The following is a 19,241-nucleotide window of genomic DNA, read 5'->3' as shown; positions in this document are numbered from 1 at the left end:
AGGGGTGGGTGCGGGGGGGAGCGCCGCGTTATCGCCGCGCCAGCTGCCGGTTCTCCAGCCGCGACAGCAGCCGGACGCAGGGCCACAGCAGCAGGAAGTATATCACCGCCGCGACCAGGATCGGCGTGGCGTTGTAGGTGATACTTTGCGCCTGGCGCGCCTGGAACAGCAGTTCCGGCACCGCGACGACGCTGGCGATGGAGGTCAGCTTCACCACCTCCAGCGTGTTGCTGATCAGGTCCGGAAGCACGTTCCGCACCGCCTGCGGCAGCACCACGAAGATCCACACCTGCCAGCGCCGCAGCCCCAGCGCGCGCGCCGCTTCCGGCTGCCCGCGCGGCACCGATTCGATGCCCGCCCGCAGGATCTCGGCGTAGTAGGCGCCGGTGTTCAGCAGGAAGCCGAGTGCCACCGCGCCCCAGGCGCCAAGGTCGATGCCGCCAAAGGGCAGGGCGGCATACAGGAAGATCAGCAGCACCAACGGCGGCACGGCGCGGAAGAAATCGATGAAGCCGATCAGCGGCCAGCGCACCCACGGCGACTTCCGCGTGCCCAGCACCGCCAGCAGCAAGCCCGCCAGCATCCCGAGCGGTACCGTCATCAGTGCCAGCAGCATCGTCTGCACCAGCCCGATCCACAGCAGGTGGGAGGAGGCTACGGCGATCTCGGCATTGAGGAAGGCCTGGACGAAGTCGTTCATCGCTTCCACGCGAACTTCGTCTCGACCCAGCGCCCCGCCACCACCACCGGCAGGAACAGCACGAGGTAGGCCGCCGCCCCCAGCGTCAGCGGCGTCGGGTTGCCGGAAAACGCCATGCCGGATTGCGCCGCGCCCAGGATCTCGGAGACCGCCACGACGCTGCCCAGCGCCGTGCCCTTGGTGATGGCGATGGTGCGGTTGACCAGCGGCGGAATCGCGATCCGCACCGCCTGCGGCAGCACGATCTTCCTGAGTGTCGGCAGGAAGCGCAGGCCAAGCGCGCGGCCCGCTTCCCACTGCCCGACTGAGACGGCGGAAATGCCGGCCCAGAAGATTTCCTCGGCGAAGGCCATCAACACCAGGGTCAGCGACAGCCAGGTGGCCCAGAAGCCGGACATGGAAAGCCCGGCGGCAGGCAGCCCGAAATAGATCAGCACGATGATGACCAGCGGCGGCAGCGCGCGGAACAGGTCCACCACGAAGATGATGGCCCAGTTCAGCGGCCGGATGCCGAAGGCGCGCACAACAGCCAGCGCCAGGCCGAGCAGCAGGCCCGCCACGATGACCAGCAGCGCCAGCAGGATGGTGATCCCCAACCCCTGCAGGATCATCGGCGCGTAGCGCGCCGCGACCTCGGGGTTGAGGAAGTTGAAGGCGAAGGCCTCCCAACCCGTCATGAGGCGATCAGCAACGCGGCTCCCGCGGCGTCGCGTCGTAGCCGGGCAGGCCGGGGACGCCGGTGCCGGGGAACACGGTGTTCTCGGCGTCATCCGCCGCAGGTGCGACGCCGAACCACTGCTGCGACAGCCGCGCGATGGTGCCGTCCTTCTTCATGCACTCCAGCGCATTCTCCAGCTGCACGCGAAGCGCGGTGGCACCGATCGGCAGCGGCGCGGACCAATGCGCGCGGGTGTTGGTCAGCACCAGGTCGGGCACGAATTGCGGCGTGCGGGTCGCGGCGTAGCGCACCACGGTGTTGCCGCCGAGATTGGCATAGGCGCGGCCGGACACCACCGCCTGCACCGCATCCGTCTGCGTGTCGTAGGTCTGCACCGTGAAGCCCATGGCGGCGGCGTTGGCCTGTGCCCAGGCGTCGTAGGCGCTGCCCTTGTTCACGCTGATCGCCTTGCCGCGCAGTTCGTCCGTCGAGGCGATTGGCGCGCTGCCGCGGCGGATGCCGAACTGGAAGGCGGTATAGAGGTAGCCCTCGGTGAACAGCATGCTCTGGGCGCGTTCCGCCGTGACCGTCACCGGTGCGCAGAGGAAATCGTAGCGCCCGGCATTCATCGCCGGGATCAGGCCGGAGAAGCTGGCGCTGTCCACCGTCAGCTCACGCCCCATGCGCTTCGCCGCCTCGCGGAACAGGTCGATGTTGAAGCCCTGCACGCCGCCCTGGAGCGTCGGGAAGGCATGCGGCGCGAAGGTGCCGTCCACCGCGCAGCGCAGCGGCCCCGGCGCCTGCGCGCTGGCCGGGATCGGGGCGGATGTCGTGAAGGCCATGCCGAACAGGCATGCGGCGAGCAGGCGGCGCATGATGAAGTCTCCCGGTTTATCGATGTCTCCCGCAATGACGATCCCACTGCCGCCCACCCCGCGCAACCGCCGCCGGGGGTGCTTTGCCGCAGTGCAATGCGATCATGAAGGATTTGTCATGTGAAGCGGAGCTTTGCCCAAATCCTGCCGCTTCATGGTCGCGTCCCGGCCAAGCGCCCTGCGTAGACACCGTATGCAACATCGCAGCTTCCGGATCAGTCCCATGCCCCGTTTCGCGCTTCTGCTGGTCGGTCTTGGACTTCTCGCCATCATCCTGACGGTGGCCCTGGTGATGGGCGATGCGACTCTGCCCGGCCGGGTGCCGCTGCTGGGTGCCGCCGGTCTCGCCGGCTTCGGTGGCCTGTCGCTGGTGGTCGGGCTGTGGCTGCTGGAACCCGGCCCGCGGGTGCCCGAGGCCGGACTGCGCCACCGGTAGGGCCGGCTCAGATAGGTCCGGTTCAGGTAGGAACGGCTCAGGCCTTGTCCGGGTAGAGCCCGCGCAGCCCTGCCTCGCTGGCGTCGCAGCGGCCACGCTCGGTGATCAGCCCGGTCACCAGCCGCGCCGGGGTCACGTCGAATGCCGGGTTGGCGGCGGGGCTGCCCTCGGCGGCGACGCGAATTGTCTCGATCCGGCCATCGGCGGTGCGGCCGGTCAGGTCCGTGACCTCCGCCGCGCTGCGCTCCTCGATCGGAATCTCCGCCACGCCATCGGCCACCGACATGTCCAGCGTCGAATGCGGCAGCGCCACCCAGAACGGCACGCCGTTGTCGCGTGCCGCGAGCGCCTTCAGGTAGGTGCCGATCTTGTTGGCGACGTCGCCGTTGCGGGTCACGCGATCGGTACCGACGATCACCAGGTCCACCTCGCCATGCTGCATCAGGTGGCCGCCGGCATTGTCCGCGATGACGGTATGCGCAACCCCATGCCGGCCGAGTTCCCACGCCGTCAGCGCCGCGCCCTGGTTGCGTGGGCGCGTTTCGTCCACCCAGACATGCACCGGCAGGCCGGCATCATGCGCCATGTAGATCGGCGCCAGCGCCGTGCCCCAATCCACCGTCGCAATCCAGCCGGCGTTGCAATGCGTCAGCACGTTGACGCGGGATTTTCCGCGCGCCGCGGACTCGATCAACGGCAGGCCGTGCTCGCCGATGCGGCGGCAGGTTTCCGCGTCGTCGTCGCAGATCGCGGCGGCCTCGGCATAGGCGGCGGCGACCCGGTCAGCCGGTGCCCGGTTGTGCAGCGCCGCCCGCATCCGGGCCAGCGCCCAGCGCAGGTTGATCGCTGTGGGACGCGTCTCGCCCAGAGCCGCCACCACGCGGTCCAGGTTCTCCGTCGAGGCATCCGCCCGCAGAGCCAGCGCCACGCCATAGGCGGCAACCGCGCCGATCAGCGGCGCACCTCGTACCTGCATGGACCGGATCGCCTCCGCCACCTGCGAGACCTCAGTCAGCCGCAGGATGTCGAGCGACCAGGGCAGCTTGGTCTGGTCGAAGATGCGGATCGACCAGCCGTCCGAGGGTTCGACCCAGACGCTGCGATAGGGGACGCCGTCGATCTTCAAGCACTCGCTCCCACCCTGCCAGCGACGGCATGTAGCGACGCGAAACCGCTGCCGCCAGACGCAGTGCCGTCTTGCCCCGCCGCCGCTTCGGTCGCAAAGTCCGTGTTCGTTACGTCATCGAATCCAAGGATAGGAACATGGCCAGCGTCTGGGTCTACAACTGGAACGTATGGCCCGCCCCGTCTGCAAGCTGTGTCGACATCCTTGGCTTGAGCAGTCTGCGTGAACGTATCCGGCCTCGGAGCAAGCTCCCTGCCAAGATGGAGATCCGCGCGGCCCGGGCCTTAAAATCACAGCGGCCTCGGAGGCCGTTCAATACACCAGGCTGCCGTGCCGCCGATCGACTGTCAGGCCATCTTTGTCACCACCTCCCGCAGACCTCCTGGGCCAAGGCGACCGGTATTCCGCTCGCCCTGGCCGATCTCACCCTCGCGTCAAGCCGCCGCGGCCGCCGCCTCGTAGGTCCGCCCGCGCGCCAGCAGCGCCCATGCGATGCGCGCCAGCTTGTTCGCCAGCGCCACCACCACGGTGTTCTTGTGCGCCCGCTCGAGCAGGCCGCGTAGCCAGGCGCCCAGATGCGTCTCTGTCGCCGCCAGCCTTGGCAGCACCGCGCGGGCACCGTGGATCAGGTTCTTGCGCAGGTAGCGGCTGCCTCGCTTGGTGATCCCGAGCAGCTTCGGCTTGCCTCCCGTCGTTGCCTGCTTCGGTACCAACCCGAGCCAGGCCGCGAGGTCGCGTGCTCGCCCGAACGCGCTCGCATCGCCCACCGCCGCGACCAGCGCCGTCGCGTTGATCGGCCCGATGCCCGGCACCGTCGCCAACCGCCGCGCCGCCTCGTCCTGCCGTGCGCTCGCGGCGAACTCCTCGTCGAAGACCGAAATACGCCGGTCGAGTTCTGCCAATTCCGCCCGCATGTCACTCACCAGCCGACGGATACGCGGGCTCAGGCAGTCGGGTGCGTCCTCATCGCGAGGCGCGTCGACCCAGGCCGCTACGGCGCGGCGCCGCTGCGGCAGCACGATCCCGCGCTCCAACAGCAGGGCGCGCATTTGGTTGATCAACGCCGTCCGCTCCGCCACCAGGCGCTCGCGTGCCCTGTGTAGTGCTTGCACGTCGAGCTGCGCCTCGGCCTTGAGCGGAACGAAGCGCATCGTTGGGCGGGTCGCCGCCTCGGCGATCGCCTCCGCGTCACGGTCGTCGTTCTTTTGCGCCTTCACATATGGCCGGACATACTCCGGTGGCATCAGCCGGACCTGGTGCCCGAGCACCGCCGCGGCACGACCAACATAGTGCGCGCCGCAGCACGCCTCCATCGCCACCACGCAACGTGGCAGCTTGCCCAGCAGCGCCGGGATGCCGTCCCGCGCCACACGCCGCCGGAATACGACCTGCCCGTTCGCCGACATCCCCACAACGCTGCAGCTGGTCTTGCCCAAGTCGATACCGAGAACCGCAACTTCCGACATCGTGGCCTCCTCCTCCTCGAGAAAGGCAACCCTATCCCAGGGCGCCTCAGCGAGGGGCGGGCCATCCCATAATCACAGCCGCGGCGGCGATGGTGGCGCCTGGGGGCATTCCTCGCTCTGGATCGAGGGCGGTGCCTATATCTCCTGGTGGCCGGAGCAGGATGGGCGGCAATACACCGTGGACCAGGACACCCATCCACGGATGGCGGCGTTCCTCGGCAGGGTGATCGGCACAACGAACGTTTACAAGGTGAAGCATCGCTGCAACCCAAGCTACCAGCACGACGTGAGCGACGAGGGCGGCCGCGGCGCCGACATGATCGTCCGGATCGCCGCCGGCGTCCTGGACACGGAGGCGATGCAGCGCTGGTGGGCCGGCTACGCCTACGAGTCCGCTTCCTACCACGTCATCAAGAAGAACTGCTCCACGACCGTGATCCGCGCGCTGCGGGCCGGCGGCTCGGACCAGCACACCAGGGGCTTCCAGGCGACTGACTTCCTGTCCAAGCGGAAGGGGTGGGAGCCCACGGACATCGTGGCCTATCTGCGCGACATGAATCGGAAGCTGGGCGACAAGAAGGTCAACCTCGACGCCTCCATGAACACCCTGCCCAAAAACAACAGGCCGTTGCCGGATAATGGCGGCGTCGCGATGTGCGAGTCCCACAACCAGCCGCTGTTGACCTGCAGCATGTGCTGAGGTGCCGGCGGGTCAGATGCGCTGGTGCAGAGCGCAGACCAGGGTGAACAGCCGGCGCGCGGTTTCGAAGTTGATCTCGACCTTGCCGGCCAACCGCGCCGCGAGCAATTCCGCACCTTCGTTGTGCAGCCCGCGGCGGCCCATGTCGATCGCCTGGATGCGAGCCTCGGAGCCACCCTCCGCCACCGCCTTCTCATGGCTCTCGACCACCATGTGGTAGTCCTTGATCAGCCGCCGGAATGGCCCGAGCGCCAGGACCAGCGCGTGCAGCGGCGCATCCTTCGCGTCGCGGATCTCCAGCATCAGCCGGCCGTCGCGCACCGCGATCGCCAAGCCGAAGGGCCCCGGGCCGAGTCCCGCCGGGCGGAAGCGGTTGCCGGCGAGCAGGTCCTCCACCGCCTGGCGACGATCGGCTTCCGCGTAGGGGCTGGGCAGCAGCGCGTGACCATCGGGCAGCTCGACGCGCACCAGGTCCCGCTCCGGCTTCGGCGCCGCGCTGTCAGGCATCCGGCGTCCGCGGTCTGGGCGGCGCCTCGGGGGTGCCGTGCTCGCTGCCATCGAAGCCGAGGCGCACCATCCAGCCAACCGTCGCGCCCTTCACCGGTCGCAGCAGCAGGATGCAGGCGATGGTGAAGGCGGGCAGCCAGACCACCATGTGCAGCCACATCGGAGGCATGTAGGCGCGTTCGATCCAGAGCACCGGCGGGATCAGCAGGTGCCCGGCGATGAAGATGACGAAATACGGCGGCGCGTCGTCGGCTCGTAGCCGGCCGAGCGGCGTGCCGCAGACCTCGCAGGCATCCACCAGGCGCAGATAGCCCTGGAACACCTTGCCTTCTCCGCAGACCGGACAACGGTTGCGCGCGCCGCGCCAGATCGACGTCCAGGCAGAGGTCACCGGCGTGGTGTGCGGGGCGGGTGCCGAGCGGTCGGGCTCCCAGCGCGTCATTTGGCATTCCTTTCGGCGTGTCACCGCGCGGAAGTGTGTGCCCCTCCGCCGGTCCCGCCGTTGTGCGGTGCAATATGTCCTGCCGGGTGAAGGCGATCAAGGTCTGGATCAGGGCTTGCCCGGCACCGCCCGCCCGCCGATCTTGCCCCAACGCGGCATGCGGCGCGAGGGTTCTTCGCGGCCGACGGAGGAGACAGGGCGATGGCGGACCGGATCCTGGTGATCAATCCGAACAGCAGCGCCAGCTGCACCAGCGGGATCGACGCCGCTTTGGCCGGCTTTCGCGCCCCCGGACTGCCGCGCATCGAGGTGATGCAGATGGCAGGTGGCCCGCCCGCCGTCGTCACCTGGCGGGACTGGTTCGGCGTGGCGGAGCCGCTGTGCCGCCTGGTGGAGCGCGAGGCCGCGTCCGCCTACGTCATCGCCTGTGTCTCCGATCCCGGAGTCGACGCGATCCGGACGGTGACCCGCGCGCCGGTCTTCGGCCCGCTGCGCAGTGCCGTGGCCGCCGCCCTGGCGCGGGCCGACCGCTTCGGGCTGATCGCGTTCGGTGACCCATCCCTGCCGCGCCAGCGCCGCGCCCTGCAGGCGATGGGGGTGGAGGGCCGGCTTGCGGGCCACATCCCGCTGAACCTGCCGATGGAGTTGCTGACGGACCCCGCCGCCCCACGCACCGCCCTGGTCGGCGCGGCGCAGGCCCTGGTCCGGGAGGGGGCGGAGGCCGTGATCCTCGGCTGCGCCGGCATGGCATCGCACCGCGCGGCTGTGGAAGCCGCCTGCGGCGTGCCGGTCATCGAACCCTGCCAGGCCGCCGTGGCGCTGGCGTTGCAGGCGGTGATCGCAGCCCGGCCCGCGCTGGCCCAGGCTGCGGAATAGCGGCTGCTAGTTCAGCTTGGGCTACTTCAGCTTGGGGCCGGCGGGCTTGCCGTCCCAGCTTTCCACCATCCAGGTGAAGGCGGTGGTCCAGGCCCGGTCATTGCTGTGCGGCAGGCGGCCGGCGTTCAACTCCGCGAGGTCGGCATCGGCCAGTTGCAGATGCGGCGTTTCGCCGGGCTTGGAGACGAGGCCCTCCTCCGCGCCGACCTGATGCAGCCTGTCCCACATGTGCGACTGGCCTTCCTCCGCATCCCAGGACCAGCGGCCTTCCAGCGCCAGCACGAAATCCGCCGCCAGCCCGTACTGGTGCAGGCTCTCGAAGGCGCGGACCGGGGTCAGGATGCGGCCGGGGCGGCTGCGGCCGGAGCCATACAGGTGGTTCTGGCGCCAGGGGCCGCGCATGCCTTCGTAGATGCCGAACGGAACGCCTTCCTCGTTCAGCCGCGCCACCGTGCGCAGTGCGCGGTCGCGGAACGCCGGATGCAGCATCTTCGGCTCGCGGTTCACGCGGTCCACGTTGCGCCAAGGGAAGGTTTCGGTGACATGGCTCGGCGCCTTGGCACCCGCCACCTGCCGGCGCAGCATGGCGGACGGCGCGAAGCCCTTCTGGCCGGACGGCGCCTCCACCGGCACCCAGCCATCCGCGGCTTCCCCGACCAGCACCAGGACCTGGTCGATCGGCAGGGTGCGGATGGCCTTCTGGTCCTCGCCGGGTCCATCGCGCAGTTCTGTCGTCGCGACGACGCGGTACAGGACCGGGTAGGCGGAGGCTTCACTCATGCGGGGGACAACCTTGCGAACGGGCGCGGAGATTACCGCGATGCAGCGTGAACCGCCAGACGGGCCTCAGCCCGTGGGTGTCCAGATCGCTGGCGCCTCGCTTCCGGTCTGCGCCGTGATGCGGGTGTAGTGTTCCGGGCGCCGGTGGCGGGCGAAGTTGAAGATCGTGTTGCGGCCCAGCTCGCACATGCCGAGATCGCAGTCGGCGACGATCACCTCGTCGTCCCAGGAGGTCGCCTGGGCCATGATCTCGCCCTGCGGATTGCAGATGATGGAATGGCCGAACAGCTCGTGCCCGTCCTCCGTCCCCGCCTTGGCGACGCCGACGCCGAAGGTGGCGTTCTGGTAGCAGCCGGCCTGGATCGACAGGTGGCTGTGCGCGACCCGCAGGTGATGCGCCTCGAAGCCCCGGTTCTCCATGTTCAGGCTCGGCGTGTTGTAGCCGAGCATCACCAGCTCCACCTGCTGCAGCCCGAGCACGCGCCAGGCTTCCGGCCAGCGACGGTCGTTGCAGATCATCATGCCGACATTCACCGGCCCGGCGCTGCCGACCGGTGCGCGAACCACGGGAAAGCCGAGATCACCTGGCTCGAAATACCGCTTCTCGAGGTGCTGGACCTTCCGGACCGGGTCGTACTCGACATGCCCGGGCAGGTGCACCTTGCGGTACTTCAGCACGATCTCGCCGGAGGGGTGGACGAAGACCGCGGTGTTGTAGCGGTGCCCGTCCGGCGTCATCTCGGCGTAGCCGAGGTGGAACGCCATCCCCATGCGCCGTGCCGCATCGAACAGCGGCGCGGTCTCATTGGAGGGCAGGGCGTGCTCGTACCACTGATCCGCCTCGGCCAGGTCCTCATGGTACCAGCGCGGGAAGAAGGTGGTCAGCGCCAGTTCCGGGTAGACCACCACCTCCGCCCCGCGGCGATGCGCCGTCTCCATCAGGCGCACCATGCGGCCCACGGCCACGTCGCGGCCCTCCGCCTTCTGGATCGGCCCCATCTGGGCGGCGGCGACGGTGAGGCGGCGGGTCATGCGGCGGATGCTCCGGTTCGACAGGCGCGATATGCCGCGCCAGACGGCCCTTCGCCAAGCCCCGGCGGGTAACTTCAATCCGGCGCCACCACCCCGACCTGCTCGACGATCCGGCCATACCATTGCGGCCGCCGATGCGCGGCGAAGTTGAACATCTTCTCCTTGCCCTGCCGGCAGGCGTCGAAATCCACCTCGGCCAGGATGACCTCATCCGCCGTGGTCTGCGCCTGCGCCACCACCACGCCGTTCGGGTCGACGATACAGGACCCCCCGATCAGCCCGGCGCCGTCCTCCACCCCCGCCTTCGCCACCGCGATCGCCCAGGTGGCGTTCATGTAGGCGTTGGACTGCGCCGCCAGGATCGAGTGGAAGGTCCGCAGCACCTCGCTCTCCCCCTCGCCGCCATTCGGGTCATAGGCGGCGGAGTTGTAGCCGACCATCACCAGCTCGACCCCCTGCAGGCCCAGGCAGCGCCAGCCTTCCGGCCAGCGGCGGTCGTTGCAGACCAGCATCCCGAGAACCGGCCAGCCCCAGGCCTCCGGCCCGCGCGCCACGGGAAAGCCCATGTCGCCGTACTCGAAATACATCTTCTCGAGCTGCTGGTACTTCTGCCCGTCCTTCACGTGATCCGAGCCGGGCAGGTGGATCTTGCGGTACTTGAACAGGATGGTGCCATCCGGCCCCACGGTGATGGCGCTGTTGAAGCGCTGCCCCTCCGGCGTCAGCTCCGCATAGCCGATGTAGAAGCCGACGCCGAGCGCGCGCGCCCGGTCGAACAATGGCTGCACCTGCGGGTTCGGCATCGCGGCCTCGAAGCTGCCGAGCAGTTCCGGCGCATCGCGATCCATCGGCCAGCGCGGGAAGAAGGTGGTGAAGGCGAGTTCGGGAAACACCACCAGCTTCGCGCCGCGCGCGGCGGCCTGTTCCAGCAGCGCCACCAGCCGCGCCAGGGTCTGCGCCCGGCTGTCGGCGCGTTGGGTCGGGCCCATCTGGGCGCCGGCGATGAGGAGGGTTCGGCTCATTTGAACAGGTTCCTGATGTCTTGCCGCGTGCCGCCGAAGCCGCGCCACAGCAGGATGAAGCCGAGGCAGAAGCCGAGCCCTGCGGCGAAGCCCGGCACGCCTGGCCCTGCGCCGGCCACCTGCGCCAGCACCACGCCCACGATGCCGGTGGCGAGCCCGGTGCCGGTCGCCATCAGCGCATGCTGCCAGCCCGGCCCGACCCGCGGTGGCGGCGCCACAGGCTGTCCACGGGAAGGCCGGGGCGGGCGCTTGATCCAGCGCTGGCCCTGCGGCCGGCGCGAGTGGGGTTGCTTCATGCCGGGACCCTGAACGTGCTTTCAGGCCCCGGCGTTTAGCCGGATCACGGCGCCACGACCACCTGTCGGGACCTCACGCATCCAGCTCAGGCCGGATCGCCTCGACGATCGGCCGGTAGCGCGCCTGTTCCTCGGCGATGTGGGCCGCCGCCGATTCGGGCGTGCCCGGTGCCGCGGGCTCGATCCCGGCCGCGTTCAACGATGCGCGAAACGTCGCATCCGCCAACGCCGCATTGGTCGCCTGCGACAGCCGCGCCAGCACCGGCGCCGGCAGGCCGGGCGGCGCGAAGACCGCGTGCCACAGCACGGCGGTGAAGCCTGGCCGGCCGAGCACCTCCGCCGCTGTCGGCACGTCGGGGGCCTGCGGCGCGCGGGCGGCGGAGGCCACCGCCAGCATCCGCGCCCGCCCGCCCTGGTGCAGCGGCAACCCGGCGCCCAGCGTGTTCACCGCCAGCGCCAGCGTGCCCGCCACCAGGTCGTTCATCGCCGGCGCCGCGCCGCGGTAGGGGATGTGGCTGAGGGATACCCCCGCCTCCCGCTTCAGGATCTCGGTCGCCAGGTGCATCAGCGTGCCGGTGCCGGGCGAGCCATAGGCCATCGGCGGATTGGCGCCGCGTGCCGCCGCCAGGAAGTCCGCCAGCGTCGCCGGCTGGGAAGGATTGGCCAGCCAGCACAGCGGCCCGCCGCCCAGCGTCGCCACCGCCAGGAAATCCTTCGCCGCATCATACTGCGGCTGCCGCGTCACCAGGTTGTACAGCGCGTGGGTCGACGCCGTGCCGAACAGCAGCGTGTGCCCATCCGGCCGGGCGCGGGCCACTTCCAGCGCGCCGATGGCACCGCCGGCGCCGCCACGGTTTTCGGTCACCACGGATTGCCCAAGCTCGCGCGTCATCCGCTCCGCATAGAAGCGCGCATAGACGTCGGTGGGGCCACCGGCCGGGAAGGGGATCACCAGGCGGATCGGCCGATCCGGATAGCCCTGCGCCAGGGCAGGGGCGGCGAGCAGCACGCCGCCGGCGGCCAGCAAGGCGCGTCGCGAAAGGCTAAAGTCCGGCATCGCGCCAATTCTCCACGGGAGTTTCGGGGTGGGGCAGCAATCCCGCGGCCCGCACCCCGGCGATGGCCGCATATTCATCCTTGTCGGAGGCATCGCCGCTGACGCCGACGGCGCCGACCACGGCACCGTCGGCACGGCAGATCAGTACCCCGCCCGGAACCGGAATGAAACGCCCCTCGCTGGCCGCGGCGATAGCCGACTGGAAGGCCGGGCGGTCCCGCAGCCGGTCGCGGATCACCCGGCTGCCGATGCCCATGCCGAGCGCCCCGTAAGCCTTGCCGTGCGCGATCTCGGCCCGAAGGATACCGGAGCCATCCTCCCGCTTCTGCACCACCACATGACCACCGCCATCCAGCACCACCACGGTCAGCGGCAGCAACCCCGCATGGCGACCGGCCGCCAGCGTCGCATCGGCGATATGCTCCGCCACCGCCAAAGTGAGCTCCACCGCCAGGTGCCGGAGGGAGTGGTCCGCGCCGCTCATCCGTCGAGCGCGCTGCGCGTGTGCTGGCGCGGCACGAACCGTCCAGTGCCGGGCTTCGCCTTCACTTCCGTGCCGTTCCAGATCTCGGACCCGCGCAGGATGGTCGCGGCGACGCGCGCCTTCATGGCGCGGCCGTGATAAGGCGACCAGCGCGCATCCTCACGGTCCTTGATGATGCGCTCGTCGAAGACGAAGTCGCCGGTCTCCAGGATGCAGAAATCCGCGTCGGCGCCGATGCGGATGCCGCCCTTCTTCGGGTCGAGCCCGTGGTAGCGCGCCGGTTCCTCGGAACACATGCGGGCCATGGCGGTGGGGGGCAATCCGCGTTCCGCCAGCAGCGTGTACATCAGCGGCGCGAAGGACTGCATGCCGGTCAGGCCGGCGCCGATGGCGAAGATGTCGCCATTGTATTCCTTCTTCGCCTTCGGCCAGGGCGCGTGGTCGGTCGAGACATAGGCGACGGTGCCCGCCGCCATGGCGCCCCACATGCGCTCCACCTCCGCCGCGCTGCGGAAGGGCGGGTTGCATTTTCCGAAGCCCTGCAGTCGGACGATGTCGTCCTCCGTCATGCAGAGATACTGGATACAGGCCTCGCCCGAGGTCCGGGCCCCCATGCCGCGATACAGCTTCGCCAGTTCGAAGCCGCGCGCGATGGAGGAATGCGCGATGTGGACATGCGCGCCGGTCTCCAGCGCCATCTCGAAGATCTCGAGGTCCGCCATGCTCTCGGCCAGCGGCGGCCGCGTGCGGCAGTGCCAGATGGGGGAGGTATTGCCCGCGGCCTTGGCGGCATCCGAAAGCTTGACGACGAGTTCCTGGTCCTCGTTGTGCACCGCCACCATCAGGTTGGTCTTCGCCATCTCCGCGAAGGCGGCCAGCATGGTCGGGTGGTCGATGCGCGGGAAGCGGTGCGCATCGTATTCATAGGTCGAGACCTTGAAGGACGAAGCCCCGGCCTCGGCCAGCGCCGCCACATCCTCGGTCGGCGCGTCCTTCCGGATGGTGGCGTACAGCGCCATGTCGACATGCGCGAGGCGGCCCACCCAGCCCACCTTGTCGGCAAAGATGGCCGCCGAGGTCACCGGATTGGGCACGTCGTAGGGCATGTCGCAGACGGTGGTGACGCCGCCGGCCGCCGCCGTCATCGTCGCCCCCTCGATCCCCGGCCAGCCGGTGCTGCTCGAGGTGTGCATGTGGCCATCGACCAGGCCCGGCAGGATCAGCTTTCCGCGATGGTCCGCCACGGCATGCGAGGGCGGCGGCACGCCCTCGCCGATGGCGGCGATGCGCTCGCCGCGAATGGCGACATGGCCATCTGCCAGCACACGGTCGGACAGCACCACGGCGCCGCGCAGGATCAGGTCATAGGGCTCGGCGGCTTCGGACATGCTGTGCGCTCACTGCTGTTCGGCCGGAGGCTAGGCCGGCTTGGCGCGCACGCCAATCCGCCCCGGTGCCTTATCCCGGTGCAGGTCGGGCACGAAATGACGCAGTTCCACCCCGCAAGAGGGGCGCAGGGTGGTCTTCGTGCTGGCACGCCAATTGCTGATCCCCGCCGTGAAAAGCGGCGCCGCCGAGGCGCCGGCACGAAACCGGGAGACTTGGATGCAGCGTCGCAACATCCTCACCAGCGCCGCCGCCGGCACGGCCGGCGCGCTGGCCGCGCCCGCCGTCGCCACGGCGCAGACCACCTTCAACTGGCGCATGACCAGCTTCTACGGCCCGCAGGCCGCCTTCTATTCGACTGGCCCTGGGTCCGCGAAGGACCTGATCGACCGCATCCAGAAGATGTCGAACAACCGCATCCGCATCCAGTTCTTCGGTGCGGGCGAGCTGATTCCGGCGGGTGAGGGCTTCGATGCCGTCTCCTCCGGCATCGTCGAGATGAACTACGCGAACGCCTATTTCTGGACCGGCAAGACCTTCGCCGCGCAGTACTTCACCGCGGTGCCCTTCGGCCTGAACTACCAGGGCCTGAACGGCTGGATGTACGATGGCGGCGGCCTGGACCTGTGGCGGGAAGTGTATGACCGCTTCAACCTGGTGCCCTTCCTGTGCGGCAACACCGGCGTGCAGATGACCGGCTGGTTCCGCAAGCCGATCGAGACCGTCGAGGATTTCCGGGGCCTGAAGATGCGCATCCCGGGTCTCGCCGGGCGCGTCTACCAGCGGCTTGGCGTCGATGTCCGGCTGCTGCCGGGTGGCGAGATTTTTCCGGCGCTGGAACGCGGTGTCATCGACGCCGCGGAATTCGTTGGGCCCTACCTCGACCGCCAGCTTGGTCTGCAGCGCGTGGCGAAACACTACTACACCACCGGCTGGCATGAGACCGCGACGGCATCCGAGCTGATCATCAACAAGGCCGCCTGGGCCCGCCTGCCGGCCGATCTGAAGGCCATCGTCGAGAACGCCGTTGCCGCCTGCAACGTCATCTCCGAAGCCTGGTGCCAGAAGAACAATGCCGAGGCGATGGAGGACCTGGTGAAGAACCAGGGCGTCGACGCGCGCCAACTGCCGGATGCCGTCGTCGCTCGCCTGCGCACGGAAACCGAGACGGTGCTGGCCGAGGCCGTCGCGCGCGACGCGACCACCAGGCGTGTCCACGACAGCTATATGGCCTACAAGCAGAAGTTCGACGCCTGGTCGACCTACAGCGAAGTGCCCTACCACACGAAGATCCGCCCGGCCTGATGCAGGGTCTCGCCCGCACGGCCGATGCAATCGACACGCTCGTCGATCGCATCGGCCAGCTTTCCGCGCTCGCCGTCGCCGCCCTGGTGCTGGTGATGGCGAGCAATGTGCTACTGCGCTACGGCTTCTCGCTCGGCAGCGTCTGGGCTCAGGAGCTGGAGTGGCACCTGATGGCGCCCATCGCGCTGATCGGCGCGGCCTACGCGCTGCGGCACGGGGAGCATGTGCGCGTCGATGTGCTGTATGCCGGCTTCTCCGAGCGCAACAAGGCGCTGGTGGATGTGCTGGCCGGTGTCGCCGGCATCGTCGTTTCGGTGCTGGTGATCCAGCTTTCGTGGCGCTACGTGCTGCAATCCTGGGGCCAGGACGAGGGTTCCGCCAATCCGGGCGGCATTCCCTACCGCTACGTCCTGAAGGCCTTCATCCCGGCCGGCTTCGCCCTGCTGCTGCTGCAATTCATCGCGGAGACGCTGCGCGCGTTTGCGCGGCTGCGCTGAGGACCTCATGCCGCTTTCGGAAATCTACGCCATCCTCATGCTGGTGGCGTTCTTCGGGCTGCTCATGCTCGGCATGCCGGTGGCACTGACGCTCGCCGTCTCCGGCTTCGCCTTCGGCTGGCTCGGCTTCGGGCCGATGCTGTTCAACCTGCTACCGGCGCGCATCTACGGCGTCGTCACCAGCTATTCGCTGCTGGCGATCCCGCTGTTCGTCTTCATGGGCGTCGCGCTGGAGAAATCGCGCCTCGCCGAGGACCTCATGGAGGTGGTGGGCCGCCTGTCCGGCGCGCTGCGCGGCGGGCTCGGCCTCGGTATCGTCTTCGTCGGCGTGCTGATGGGCGCCACGACGGGCATCGTCGGCGCCACCGTCGTCACGCTCGGCCTGCTGACGCTGCCGGCCCTGCTGCGGCGCGGCTACGACCCGGGCCTGTCCTGCGGCGTCATCTGCGCCTCGGGCACGCTCGGCCAGATCATCCCGCCGAGCCTGATCCTGATCCTGCTATCGGACATCATGAACCTTTCGGTCGGCACGCTGTTCGCCGCGGCGGTGTTCCCCGGCATGATGCTGGCCGGCATCTACTGCGCCTACATCCTGGTGCTCGGCATGGTCCGCCCGCACATGGTCCCGGCGGTGCCGGCCGAGGAACGGGCGCTGACCTCGGTGCGGCAGCTGCTGGTGAAGCTGGTGCGCGTCATCGCGCCGCCGCTCGGCCTGGTCTTCGCCGTGCTGGGCTCCATCGTCGCCGGTATCGCGGCGCCGACGGAAGCCGCGGCCATGGGCGCACTCGGTGCCCTGATCGTCTGCGCGCTGGGGCGACGGCTGAGCTGGAGCCTGGTGGTGGAGACGCTGCGTTCAACCGCGCGCATCACCGCGATGATGATGTTCATCCTGATCTGCGCCCAGGTCTTCGCGCTGGCCTTCCGCGGCCTGCGCGGCGAGCAACTGGTGGAGGACCTGTTCGCCTTCCTGCCGGGCGGCGTCGGCGCGGACATCTGGTTCATGCTGGTGCTGGTCTTCGTGCTGGGCTTCTTCCTGGAATGGATCGAGATCAGCTACATCGCCGTGCCGCTGTTCCTGCCGATCTTCGCGCAGGCGGGGGTGGACCCGGTGTGGCTGGCGACGCTGATCTGCGTGATGCTGCAGACCAGCTTCCTGACGCCACCCTTCGGCTGGGCGTTGTTCTTCCTGCGCAGCGTGGCGCCGCCGGAGATCACCACCGGGCATATCTACCGCGGCGTGATCCCATTCGTCGCCATGCAGTTCGCGGCCGTGGCCATCGTGTATTTCGCGCCAGGGCTCGCCACCTGGCTGCCCCGCGCCATCGGCTGGTGAAAAAAACCCTCTCCCCGCTTGGGGGAGAGGGTTGGGTGAGGGGTACGCCCCGCGTTACGCCGCCAGCGCCGGATAGTCCGTGTAGCCGCGCGCGTCGCCGCCGTAGAAGGTCGCCTGGTCCGGCGGGTTCAGCGGCGCATCCCGGCGCAGCCGCTCCACCAGATCCGGGTTCGAGATGTACTTCGACCCGAAGGCCACCAGGTCACCGCGCCCGCTGGCCAGGTCCGCCTGGGCCCGCGCCCGGTCATACCCTGCGTTCAGGATGATCTTGCCGTCGAAGTGCTGCCGTGCAAGGCCGATCACGTCGAAGGCCGGCTTGGCATCGAGGAAGTGCAGATAGGCGAGCCCCTTGCCGGACAGGCCGTGCACCACCGGCGTGTAGGTTCCCTCCACATCCGGATCGGCGATGTCGTTGAATGGGTTGCCGGGGCTCAGCCGCACGCCGACGCGGGCCGGGCCGATCGCCTTGGCGGCGGCATCGGTGATGGCGAGGACGAAGCGCGCCCGGTTCTCGGCCGACCCGCCCCAGCGATCCGTCCGCTGGTTGCTGTTCGGCGCCAGGAACTGGCCCGGCAGGTAGCCGTTGGCGGCGTGGATCTCGACGCCGTCCAGCCCTGCCGCGATGGCGTTGCGGGCAGCCTGGCCATAGGCCTCGACCAGCGCCTCGATCTCCGACTCCTCCAGCGCGCGCGGCTGGCCAAGCGGCTTCATGCCGGAAGGCGTGTACATCTGCCCGGCGGGCGTCACCGCGGAAGGCGCCACCGGCTCCGCCCCATCCTGGAATTCCGGCAGCGAGATGCGGCCGACATGCATCACCTGGGCGAAAATCTTGCCGCCCTTGGCATGCACCGCATCCGCCACGGCGCGCCAGCCGGCCACCTGGGCCTCGCTGTAGATGCCCGGAATGTCGATGTAGCCGCGGCCATTGGCGGCGGGGGCGGTACCCTCGGTGATAATCAAACCGGCAGTCGCACGCTGTGCATAATATTCCGCCATCAGCGCATTGGGCAGGTTGCCCGGCGCGCGGCTGCGGGTCATCGGCGCCATCACGATCCGGTTGGCGAGCCTGATGTCGCCAAGCTGGACGGGGCCGAAAAGGTCGGTAGTTGCGGTCATAGGGCATCCTCTAGGCTGGGCGCGGCACGGATGGCGCCGCTGCGTTGAGGCGGAAGTTGGGGGTTCCGGTCCGGATGCGCCATGCCGCACGGGAGATGCCGTACATCAGCACGGGTGATGAAACGCAGCGCGTCCGGGTTCATTCTCTGCCGACCAACCGCGGGAGCCGCCCCATGCCCCAGCAGATCTCGGTCGTCACCCTCGGCGTCACCGACCTCGCCGCCTCCCGCCGCTTCTATGCCGGGGGCTTCGGCTGGGTGCCGGTCTTCGAGAACCCGGAGATCGTCTTCTACCAGATGAACGGCCTGATGCTGGGCACCTGGCTGCGCCGCCCGATGCAGGAGGACATGCGGAGGGATGGTGGTCCGTCGCCACCCGGTGCCGTCGCGCTCGGCCACAATGTCGGCTCGGCGGAGGAGGTGGAGGCGGTGATGCACCGCCTCGCCAGCGAAGGCGGGCGCATCCTGCGGCCCGGTGACGCGCCGCCGCATGGCGGCTATCGCGGCTATGTCGAAGATCCCGATGGCCACGCCTGGGAGATCGCCTGGAATCCGGCCTGGGCGATCGATGCCGAGGGTCGCGTCACCTTCGGCACCTAGCCGCCGCGGATCACCGTACGGATGGCGAAGCTCGACTGGATGCGCGCCACCCCCGGCATGCGGGACAGCGCCTCCTTGTGCAGGCGCTCGTAATCCGCCGCGTCGCGCGCCTCCACCCGCAGCAGGTAGTCGGCAATGCCGGTCATCAGGTAGCACTCCCGTACCTCGGGGCAGCGGCGCACCGCGTCCTCGAATCGGCGCAGATGGTCGTCTGTCTGGCGTTCCAGCGTGATCTGCACGATCACCACCACCACGCCCTGCACCGCCGGTTCCTCGACCAGCACGGTGTAGCCGCGGATGGTGCCGCGGCTTTCCAGCAGTCGCAGCCTCCGCAGGCAGGCAGAGGGTGAAAGCCCCACTGCCTCGGCCAGCGCCGCGTTTGGCATACGGCCATCGGCGCGCAGGTGGCGGATGATGGCGCGGTCCGTCTCGTCCATGCGCAACTTTCTGCAAATTTGCCGCAGATTAATGCACCGAACGAGTCATTGCGACCGATCCTGCGTGGAATGGGCAGGAAATTCGTCGCTTCCACCGGCTATCCTCATTCT

Annotated in this window: 23 protein-coding genes; 7 read left to right on the top strand and 16 right to left on the bottom strand. The window is 69.1% G+C overall.

All coding sequences use genetic code 11. The features are described 5' to 3' along the window. Positions 1 to 28 precede the first annotated feature (28 nt). Genes ACLF3G_RS19835 through ACLF3G_RS19825 form a run of 3 tightly spaced genes read right to left on the bottom strand, consistent with a single transcriptional unit; the run spans position 29 to position 2,233 of the window. Complete coding sequence (locus ACLF3G_RS19835) at positions 29 to 700, bottom strand: amino acid ABC transporter permease (RefSeq protein ID WP_430671141.1); 672 nt, start codon at positions 698 to 700, stop codon at positions 29 to 31. Beyond that, positions 697 to 1,377: an amino acid ABC transporter permease gene (locus tag ACLF3G_RS19830; RefSeq protein ID WP_430671140.1), complete on the bottom strand. Its 681-nt coding sequence runs from the start codon at positions 1,375 to 1,377 to the stop codon at positions 697 to 699. The genes ACLF3G_RS19835 and ACLF3G_RS19830 overlap by 4 nt, the downstream gene beginning before the upstream one ends. Positions 1,378 to 1,384: 7 nt before the next feature. Further along, complete coding sequence (locus ACLF3G_RS19825; protein ID WP_430671139.1) at positions 1,385 to 2,233, bottom strand: transporter substrate-binding domain-containing protein; 849 nt, start codon at positions 2,231 to 2,233, stop codon at positions 1,385 to 1,387. A gap of 223 nt (positions 2,234 to 2,456) precedes the next feature. On the opposite strand from ACLF3G_RS19825, the gene ACLF3G_RS19820 reads away from it, so the two are divergent. Continuing rightward, entirely contained in the window at positions 2,457 to 2,669 is a 213-nt protein-coding gene (locus tag ACLF3G_RS19820; protein WP_430671138.1) for a hypothetical protein, read from the top strand. A 37-nt stretch (positions 2,670 to 2,706) separates the two neighbouring features. Here ACLF3G_RS19820 and mtnA read toward each other — a convergent pair whose 3' ends face one another. Then, positions 2,707 to 3,795: an S-methyl-5-thioribose-1-phosphate isomerase gene (gene mtnA, locus ACLF3G_RS19815; protein WP_430671137.1), complete on the bottom strand. Its 1,089-nt coding sequence runs from the start codon at positions 3,793 to 3,795 to the stop codon at positions 2,707 to 2,709. A gap of 434 nt (positions 3,796 to 4,229) precedes the next feature. Beyond that, complete coding sequence (locus ACLF3G_RS19810; RefSeq protein WP_430671136.1) at positions 4,230 to 5,261, bottom strand: IS110 family transposase; 1,032 nt, start codon at positions 5,259 to 5,261, stop codon at positions 4,230 to 4,232. Between the two features lie 178 nt (positions 5,262 to 5,439). Between ACLF3G_RS19810 and ACLF3G_RS19805 the strand changes: the two genes are divergently transcribed. Then, positions 5,440 to 5,961, top strand: coding sequence for a hypothetical protein (locus ACLF3G_RS19805; RefSeq protein WP_430671135.1), 522 nt, complete (start codon positions 5,440 to 5,442; stop codon positions 5,959 to 5,961). Positions 5,962 to 5,973: 12 nt separating this feature from the next. On the opposite strand, the gene ACLF3G_RS19800 is transcribed toward ACLF3G_RS19805, so the two are convergent. After that, positions 5,974 to 6,468: a UPF0262 family protein gene (locus ACLF3G_RS19800; RefSeq protein WP_430671134.1), complete on the bottom strand. Its 495-nt coding sequence runs from the start codon at positions 6,466 to 6,468 to the stop codon at positions 5,974 to 5,976. Beyond that, positions 6,461 to 6,910, bottom strand: a complete 450-nt coding sequence (locus ACLF3G_RS19795) for a DUF983 domain-containing protein (protein ID WP_430671133.1) — start codon at positions 6,908 to 6,910, stop codon at positions 6,461 to 6,463. The genes ACLF3G_RS19800 and ACLF3G_RS19795 overlap by 8 nt, the downstream gene beginning before the upstream one ends. A 201-nt stretch (positions 6,911 to 7,111) precedes the next feature. Between ACLF3G_RS19795 and ACLF3G_RS19790 the strand changes: the two genes are divergently transcribed. Further along, entirely contained in the window at positions 7,112 to 7,786 is a 675-nt protein-coding gene (locus ACLF3G_RS19790; RefSeq protein WP_430671132.1) for an aspartate/glutamate racemase family protein, read from the top strand. Between the two features lie 21 nt (positions 7,787 to 7,807). On the opposite strand, the gene ACLF3G_RS19785 is transcribed toward ACLF3G_RS19790, so the two are convergent. The 7 genes from ACLF3G_RS19785 to ACLF3G_RS19755 all read right to left on the bottom strand — a co-directional run bounded on the left by ACLF3G_RS19785 (position 7,808) and on the right by ACLF3G_RS19755 (position 13,845). After that, positions 7,808 to 8,566 carry a hypothetical protein gene (locus ACLF3G_RS19785; RefSeq protein WP_430671131.1) on the bottom strand — a complete coding sequence of 253 codons (759 nt, stop codon included), beginning with the start codon at positions 8,564 to 8,566 and terminating at the stop codon, positions 7,808 to 7,810. A gap of 66 nt (positions 8,567 to 8,632) precedes the next feature. Next, on the bottom strand, positions 8,633 to 9,598 hold the full coding sequence (locus ACLF3G_RS19780) for an N-carbamoyl-D-amino-acid hydrolase (RefSeq protein WP_430671130.1): 966 nt from the start codon (positions 9,596 to 9,598) through the stop codon (positions 8,633 to 8,635). 74 nt (positions 9,599 to 9,672) lie between these two features. Next, the gene (locus ACLF3G_RS19775) at positions 9,673 to 10,620 is read right to left on the bottom strand and encodes an N-carbamoyl-D-amino-acid hydrolase (protein WP_430671129.1); all 948 of its coding nucleotides are present in this window, start codon (positions 10,618 to 10,620) and stop codon (positions 9,673 to 9,675) included. Continuing rightward, positions 10,617 to 10,916 (bottom strand): hypothetical protein, encoded by a 300-nt coding sequence (locus tag ACLF3G_RS19770; protein WP_430671128.1) that lies wholly within the window; start codon positions 10,914 to 10,916, stop codon positions 10,617 to 10,619. Before ACLF3G_RS19770 ends, ACLF3G_RS19775 begins: the two co-directional genes overlap by 4 nt. A gap of 73 nt (positions 10,917 to 10,989) precedes the next feature. Next, positions 10,990 to 11,973 (bottom strand): Bug family tripartite tricarboxylate transporter substrate binding protein, encoded by a 984-nt coding sequence (locus ACLF3G_RS19765; RefSeq protein WP_430671127.1) that lies wholly within the window; start codon positions 11,971 to 11,973, stop codon positions 10,990 to 10,992. Further along, positions 11,960 to 12,457: a GlcG/HbpS family heme-binding protein gene (locus ACLF3G_RS19760; RefSeq protein ID WP_430671126.1), complete on the bottom strand. Its 498-nt coding sequence runs from the start codon at positions 12,455 to 12,457 to the stop codon at positions 11,960 to 11,962. Before ACLF3G_RS19760 ends, ACLF3G_RS19765 begins: the two co-directional genes overlap by 14 nt. Next, the gene (locus ACLF3G_RS19755; RefSeq protein ID WP_430671125.1) at positions 12,454 to 13,845 is read right to left on the bottom strand and encodes a dihydroorotase; all 1,392 of its coding nucleotides are present in this window, start codon (positions 13,843 to 13,845) and stop codon (positions 12,454 to 12,456) included. The genes ACLF3G_RS19760 and ACLF3G_RS19755 overlap by 4 nt, the downstream gene beginning before the upstream one ends. A 217-nt stretch (positions 13,846 to 14,062) precedes the next feature. Between ACLF3G_RS19755 and ACLF3G_RS19750 the strand changes: the two genes are divergently transcribed. The 3 genes from ACLF3G_RS19750 to ACLF3G_RS19740 are packed head-to-tail and all read left to right on the top strand — an operon-like array spanning position 14,063 to position 16,978. Continuing rightward, entirely contained in the window at positions 14,063 to 15,148 is a 1,086-nt protein-coding gene (locus ACLF3G_RS19750; protein ID WP_430671124.1) for a TRAP transporter substrate-binding protein, read from the top strand. Continuing rightward, positions 15,148 to 15,645, top strand: a complete 498-nt coding sequence (locus ACLF3G_RS19745) for a TRAP transporter small permease subunit (protein ID WP_430671123.1) — start codon at positions 15,148 to 15,150, stop codon at positions 15,643 to 15,645. Before ACLF3G_RS19750 ends, ACLF3G_RS19745 begins: the two co-directional genes overlap by 1 nt. Positions 15,646 to 15,652: 7 nt before the next feature. Further along, positions 15,653 to 16,978, top strand: a complete 1,326-nt coding sequence (locus ACLF3G_RS19740) for a TRAP transporter large permease (RefSeq protein ID WP_430671122.1) — start codon at positions 15,653 to 15,655, stop codon at positions 16,976 to 16,978. Positions 16,979 to 17,032: 54 nt separating this feature from the next. Here ACLF3G_RS19740 and ACLF3G_RS19735 read toward each other — a convergent pair whose 3' ends face one another. Continuing rightward, positions 17,033 to 18,094 carry an alkene reductase gene (locus tag ACLF3G_RS19735; protein ID WP_430671121.1) on the bottom strand — a complete coding sequence of 354 codons (1,062 nt, stop codon included), beginning with the start codon at positions 18,092 to 18,094 and terminating at the stop codon, positions 17,033 to 17,035. 173 nt (positions 18,095 to 18,267) lie between these two features. Between ACLF3G_RS19735 and ACLF3G_RS19730 the strand changes: the two genes are divergently transcribed. Next, positions 18,268 to 18,693: a VOC family protein gene (locus tag ACLF3G_RS19730; RefSeq protein WP_430671120.1), complete on the top strand. Its 426-nt coding sequence runs from the start codon at positions 18,268 to 18,270 to the stop codon at positions 18,691 to 18,693. Here the strand turns inward: ACLF3G_RS19730 and ACLF3G_RS19725 are convergent. Continuing rightward, positions 18,690 to 19,130 (bottom strand): Lrp/AsnC family transcriptional regulator, encoded by a 441-nt coding sequence (locus tag ACLF3G_RS19725; protein WP_430671119.1) that lies wholly within the window; start codon positions 19,128 to 19,130, stop codon positions 18,690 to 18,692. The genes ACLF3G_RS19730 and ACLF3G_RS19725 overlap by 4 nt on opposite strands. Between the last annotated feature and the right edge of the window lie 111 nt (positions 19,131 to 19,241).

Origin of the sequence: Falsiroseomonas sp. HC035 (assembly GCF_050563525.1) — a bacterium.
Taxonomy (GTDB): Bacteria; Pseudomonadota; Alphaproteobacteria; order Acetobacterales; family Acetobacteraceae; genus Falsiroseomonas.
The sequence above is the reverse complement of the archived record's forward strand: the minus strand, read 5'-3'. Positions and strand labels throughout refer to the sequence as shown.

Bases quoted from the DNA above. Each gene is read 5' to 3' on its own strand.
- ACLF3G_RS19795 (WP_430671133.1), bottom strand. From the start codon at position 6,910: ATGACGCGCTGGGAGCCCGACCGCTCGGCACCCGCCCCGCACACCACG.
- ACLF3G_RS19830 (WP_430671140.1), bottom strand. From the start codon at position 1,377: ATGACGGGTTGGGAGGCCTTCGCCTTCAACTTCCTCAACCCCGAGGTC.
- ACLF3G_RS19790 (WP_430671132.1), top strand. From the start codon at position 7,112: ATGGCGGACCGGATCCTGGTGATCAATCCGAACAGCAGCGCCAGCTGC.
- ACLF3G_RS19825 (WP_430671139.1), bottom strand. From the start codon at position 2,233: ATGCGCCGCCTGCTCGCCGCATGCCTGTTCGGCATGGCCTTCACGACA.
- ACLF3G_RS19750 (WP_430671124.1), top strand. From the start codon at position 14,063: ATGCAGCGTCGCAACATCCTCACCAGCGCCGCCGCCGGCACGGCCGGC.
- ACLF3G_RS19725 (WP_430671119.1), bottom strand. From the start codon at position 19,130: ATGGACGAGACGGACCGCGCCATCATCCGCCACCTGCGCGCCGATGGC.
- ACLF3G_RS19765 (WP_430671127.1), bottom strand. From the start codon at position 11,973: ATGCCGGACTTTAGCCTTTCGCGACGCGCCTTGCTGGCCGCCGGCGGC.
- ACLF3G_RS19775 (WP_430671129.1), bottom strand. From the start codon at position 10,620: ATGAGCCGAACCCTCCTCATCGCCGGCGCCCAGATGGGCCCGACCCAA.
- ACLF3G_RS19745 (WP_430671123.1), top strand. From the start codon at position 15,148: ATGCAGGGTCTCGCCCGCACGGCCGATGCAATCGACACGCTCGTCGAT.
- ACLF3G_RS19760 (WP_430671126.1), bottom strand. From the start codon at position 12,457: ATGAGCGGCGCGGACCACTCCCTCCGGCACCTGGCGGTGGAGCTCACT.
- ACLF3G_RS19740 (WP_430671122.1), top strand. From the start codon at position 15,653: ATGCCGCTTTCGGAAATCTACGCCATCCTCATGCTGGTGGCGTTCTTC.
- ACLF3G_RS19820 (WP_430671138.1), top strand. From the start codon at position 2,457: ATGCCCCGTTTCGCGCTTCTGCTGGTCGGTCTTGGACTTCTCGCCATC.
- ACLF3G_RS19810 (WP_430671136.1), bottom strand. From the start codon at position 5,261: ATGTCGGAAGTTGCGGTTCTCGGTATCGACTTGGGCAAGACCAGCTGC.
- ACLF3G_RS19755 (WP_430671125.1), bottom strand. From the start codon at position 13,845: ATGTCCGAAGCCGCCGAGCCCTATGACCTGATCCTGCGCGGCGCCGTG.
- ACLF3G_RS19730 (WP_430671120.1), top strand. From the start codon at position 18,268: ATGCCCCAGCAGATCTCGGTCGTCACCCTCGGCGTCACCGACCTCGCC.
- ACLF3G_RS19770 (WP_430671128.1), bottom strand. From the start codon at position 10,916: ATGAAGCAACCCCACTCGCGCCGGCCGCAGGGCCAGCGCTGGATCAAG.
- ACLF3G_RS19785 (WP_430671131.1), bottom strand. From the start codon at position 8,566: ATGAGTGAAGCCTCCGCCTACCCGGTCCTGTACCGCGTCGTCGCGACG.
- ACLF3G_RS19800 (WP_430671134.1), bottom strand. From the start codon at position 6,468: ATGCCTGACAGCGCGGCGCCGAAGCCGGAGCGGGACCTGGTGCGCGTC.
- ACLF3G_RS19735 (WP_430671121.1), bottom strand. From the start codon at position 18,094: ATGACCGCAACTACCGACCTTTTCGGCCCCGTCCAGCTTGGCGACATC.
- ACLF3G_RS19835 (WP_430671141.1), bottom strand. From the start codon at position 700: ATGAACGACTTCGTCCAGGCCTTCCTCAATGCCGAGATCGCCGTAGCC.
- ACLF3G_RS19780 (WP_430671130.1), bottom strand. From the start codon at position 9,598: ATGACCCGCCGCCTCACCGTCGCCGCCGCCCAGATGGGGCCGATCCAG.